Here is a 2,920-nt window from a genome sequence, read left to right as displayed (position 1 = left end):
TGTTCGAGGTGCCCGAAAAAACAGGCCGGGGTAAAACTGTGCCGCTTTTTGAAACCTGCGGCGGCACGCAGGGCTGACAACCTCACCGGTTCGATTACAGCGGCCAGTATTTGTGCAATAATTGCGTGGCAGCACCCGGACGACCCGTGTCGCCGGACACACCCACATCTTTATAAATCAACCGTACATCCGCGACTTTGGACGATGGAATGGTATTGTCCGGACTGATGTCCTGTGGGCGGATAATCCCTGCAAACCGAATCACCTCATCGCCTTCGTGAATGGTAATCCACTTTTCACCGCGAATAATCAGATTGCCGTTCGGAACCACTTCCACCACCGTGACCGCAATGGAACCGGTCAAGCTGGAGTTTTGCTTCACATCCGACTTGCCGTTAAAGGAGCCGTTGGAGCCGTAACCAATGCCAATGCCGCCGTCCAGGCCGGGTATATTCACATTCCCACCAAAAATACTGGCATTCGAACCGACCGTGGCCTGACCGTTCAAGCCGAAATTCTGGGTATTGGTTTTATCGTATTTGGCTTCGTCTTTTTTCTTGGCGTCAAATTTTTCTGCCAGATTGATGGTAATAATATCGCCCACCTTGTGGGCGCGAGAATCGTCAAACAGGCTTAGATTATCGTTGGCCTGATACAAAGACCCGTTGTTTGACGTGGTTTTTTCGGGAATGTTCATCGGATAATTCGGTTCATAGGAAAACTTTTCCATCCGCTCCGGTGCGGTTGAACACCCCGTCAATACCAATGACGATACCACGGCGGCCAAGGCCAGTTTTTTCAAGCTGGCCTTGGTGCGATTTTCAGTTAATGGTTCCAGGTTTTTTCCAGTCATTTTCGGTCTCCTTTGCGTCTTGCGCGACAAGGTTTGGTGCTGTGTTTTATGTTGTTTTGTTGTTATTTTTTGAGCGTTTCAGACTGAACGTCTCAGCTTGGGTTAAACGTTGTTATTTAAATACTGCATCATGCCGTCGGCTGCACTCACCGCTTTGGCGTTCATTTCATAGGTGCGTTGTGCCTCAATCATGCCAATCAGCTCTTCCACCGTGTTCACGTTGGAGGACTCCAGCGCTCCCTGCAAAATTTGCCCCGCCTCTTCATCACCGGGGTTTTTCACATTCGGCGGCCCACTGGCAAGGGTTTCCACATAAAAGTTTTTACCAATGGATTCCAACCCCGCCGGATTAATGAAGGTGGCCACCTGAATCTGCCCCAACTGCGCCGGTTCCGCCACGCCTGGCTCTTTCGCTGACACCGTGCCGTCTGTGGCAATAAACACTTCGGTGGAGTTCAAGGGGACGTTGATATTCGGCTCCAATAAATAGCCGGAAGACGTCACCAGATCACCGTTTTGGTTCACCTGAAAGGAACCGTCGCGGGTGTATAAAATATTGCCGTCCTGATCCAACGCCTGAAAAAAGCCTTTGCCTTCAATCATCAGATCCAGTTCATTGTCAGTGACAATCGCATTCCCTTCTGTGTGAATTTTTTGCACACCGATGGCACGCACCCCGGTGCCCAACTGCAAGCCGGACGGCAAGGTGTTCTCTTCATTCTGCGTGGCCTGCGCACCGGGTTGACGAACGTTTTGATACAACAAATCGGCAAATTCTGCCCGCCCGGTTTTATAGCCATAAGTATTTGCATTGGCCAGGTTATTGGAAATGGCCGCCAGGTTAAATTCCTGCGCTTCCAAACCGGTTTTGGCGACATATAGTGTTCTGTTCATGGGTGACTCCTTGTCCGCCTGCGCTTATTTCACGCAAGCCAATTTCGTTCAACGGGTGTCAAGCTTGCGTCAAGGTTACGTCAACTTAACCAAAGCATCCGATTTCTGCGCCATGGTTTTGGCGGTGCTCATCATTTTGATCTGCATTTCATACTTGCGCGACAACTCAATCATATTCGTCAACGACTGCACCGTATTCACATTACTGGTTTCCAACGCGCCGCTGGTCATCTTAATCGGTGCCTGATCCAGAGCCGCATCACCGGTATGGCGAATGTAACCGTCCAAGCCCTTTTCCAAATCTTTAATGTCCGGCTGCACCATGCGAATCTGATCCAACACCACCATCAAGTTGTTCGGCGAATCCGCCGGCACAAACGAAATGGTGCCATCATCGCCAATCTCAATCGCTTTGGCCGGTGGAATATTGATCGGCGCACCGCCCTCATTCAAAATCGGATTGCCCTTCACGTCCACCAAATCGCCCAGCTCGGTCACAATCATCGACGCCGAACGCACCAAGGCTTCTTCGCCGTCCGGTGCCATGATGCCGATAAACCCATCCGCCTGCGTCATCACATCCAGCTCACGCCCCGTGACCTTCACCGCCCCCGGGGTAAAATCCGTGGCCGGACGCTCATCCATGGAATAGGTGCGCGTATGCCAACCCGGTCCTTCCATGTGCTGTGCACGAAACTGGTTAAAATCCTGCTTAAAACCATCTGTGTTCGCATTGGCCAGATTATTGGCATTGTTGGCCTGAGACAGCATCACCTCTTTCGCGCCGCTCATGGAAATGTATAGCATACGATCCATCTGCAAAATCCTTCTTTTACCGGTCTGTAAAATGAGGTGCTTTCCAAAGTTGTAACCAAGCTTTCAAAAAGCACCCAAGGAACGCTTATAAATGACTCTAACGGTCGGGTTCCCAATACCTTGTGTGTTAACGGACTGTCAAATAGTCAGCGGGATTCACTGTAAAACGGTTGATTTATGAGGTGCCGCTTTGGAACCTGTCAACTTCTCGACACAGCGAATATCCGTCAAAGAGATACAAGCATTCAGTGTGCCAAAAACCATCAAAAAGATTTAAGAAAAGCAAAAAAACGCCGATAACGTTGTCTTGCAAAATTACCAGGCCTGGTGAAACCGCTTTTTGAACCACAGAGACAC

At 50.1% G+C, this 2,920-nt stretch carries 4 protein-coding genes; all 4 read right to left on the bottom strand.

Features of this window, described 5'->3' with window-relative positions; translation table 11 throughout:
- Window positions 1–94: 94 nt before the first annotated feature.
- Window positions 95–853, bottom strand: a complete 759-nt coding sequence (locus ACP5D0_RS10365) for a flagellar basal body L-ring protein FlgH (RefSeq protein ID WP_472365725.1) — start codon at window positions 851–853, stop codon at window positions 95–97.
- Window positions 854–955: 102 nt separating this feature from the next.
- Window positions 956–1,747, bottom strand: a complete 792-nt coding sequence (gene flgG, locus ACP5D0_RS10360; RefSeq protein WP_472365723.1) for a flagellar basal-body rod protein FlgG — start codon at window positions 1,745–1,747, stop codon at window positions 956–958.
- A 75-nt stretch (window positions 1,748–1,822) separates the two neighbouring features.
- A complete protein-coding gene (locus ACP5D0_RS10355; protein ID WP_472365722.1) occupies window positions 1,823–2,563 on the bottom strand; it encodes a flagellar basal body rod protein FlgF in 741 nt (246 codons plus the stop codon).
- A 175-nt stretch (window positions 2,564–2,738) separates the two neighbouring features.
- The coding region (locus ACP5D0_RS10350) for a hypothetical protein (RefSeq protein WP_472365721.1) at window positions 2,739–2,920 on the bottom strand (182 nt) is incomplete at its 5' end.

Source organism: Hydrogenovibrio sp. (genome assembly GCF_049975065.1).
In the GTDB taxonomy this organism is placed as follows: Bacteria; Pseudomonadota; Gammaproteobacteria; order Thiomicrospirales; family Thiomicrospiraceae; genus Hydrogenovibrio.
This window is presented reverse-complemented; position numbering and strand designations above follow the sequence as displayed.